General features: G+C 34.3%; 2 protein-coding genes. Both read right to left on the bottom strand.

Features of this window, described 5'->3' with window-relative positions:
• On the bottom strand, positions 1-640 hold a 640-nt coding region (locus tag BLV91_RS17110; protein WP_449403938.1), incomplete at its 3' end, for an ISAon1 family transposase.
• A gap of 22 nt (positions 641-662) precedes the next feature.
• Positions 663-1,010, bottom strand: coding sequence for an ISAon1 family transposase N-terminal region protein (locus BLV91_RS16800; RefSeq protein ID WP_091435360.1), 348 nt, complete (start codon positions 1,008-1,010; stop codon positions 663-665).
• Positions 1,011-1,059 lie beyond the last annotated feature (49 nt).

Raw genomic sequence — 1,059 nt, 5'->3', positions numbered from 1 at the left:
GATATAATTCAAATAGTAACTTCGCTCTTTCTTCTTGGTTGTTGGTCCATTTTTGTCTGGATTTATAAAGTAAATAGCGACTTCTGGCTAATAATTGTTTTACAGTATCGCCGTTGATTAAAAGTTGGGGAGTATGAGTTTTGTTTTGGGTCTTAGCCTTCAATATGGATTGGTTCTCCTTGTCCATAGCTTCCCATCTGTGTTTAATCCTAATTTCTTGTAACGCTTCTAAGGCTAGTTTTTGTACGTGGAAGCGATCGGTTACTTGTATTGCTTTAGGGAAACATTTTTTAGCTATTAATTTCATCGAGTTAGCCATGTCTAGTGTTATTTCTATAACGGCTTGTCTATCTTTTAAATTGATTTTGCTGACTTGCTCTATTACTTGTTCTGTTTTAGTACCAGCAACAATTGCCACTAAGGAACCTTTTTTGCCTTTTGCTTTTTTATTAGTAACAATGGTATAAAGTTCTCCTTGTGATAAAGCAACTTCGTCAATGGCTAAGTGAGTTCCTATGTTTTTGGGATATATAATCCATTGATGTGCGTGTTCTTTAGGCTCCCAAGTGCTAAATGTACTGAGGTGTCTTTTGTACTGTCTTTGAAGTTTTTTCCCATTAACCCCAAAGAAACTACCAATAGTATGGCAATTAACTGCTGTATTATCTATTAATTTCTTTTAAAAAAGCCGCAAATTCTTGCGTCATACGTGTTCCTTTGGCAACTAACAGCCAATCTCTTTTAATGATTTCGCCAGTAGTTTTATTTGTCCAACGACGGCGTTTAATGTGTAAATACACAAACTTGCCTCTAAGAGGAAAATCTTGGATTGTTATTTCATCTAAAAAGCCTTTGGACACTAATTCTGAAGCATCAAACTCTTTTGGAGGTTTTGCTTTTTCTTCAAAATAAAGGTGCAGGTTTTCCTCAGAATTGAGAGCAGAAATTATTTCAAAGTTATCTATTAGAAAATCAGGAAGCACAAATTTTAAAAGCTCGAATGAATCCATTTATTATTGTTTTGCTCTGCAAATATCTATATTTTTATTAAATCCTCCC

It is taken from the genome of Flavobacterium degerlachei (assembly GCF_900106645.1).
Classification (GTDB): domain Bacteria; phylum Bacteroidota; class Bacteroidia; order Flavobacteriales; family Flavobacteriaceae; genus Flavobacterium; species Flavobacterium degerlachei.
Note: the sequence above shows the minus strand (reverse complement) of the source record. Positions and strands in the feature narration are given on the sequence as shown.

Excerpts from the sequence above, each read along its gene's own strand:
- BLV91_RS16800 (WP_091435360.1), bottom strand. The coding sequence starts at position 1,010 with ATGGATTCATTCGAGCTTTTAAAATTTGTGCTTCCTGATTTTCTAATA.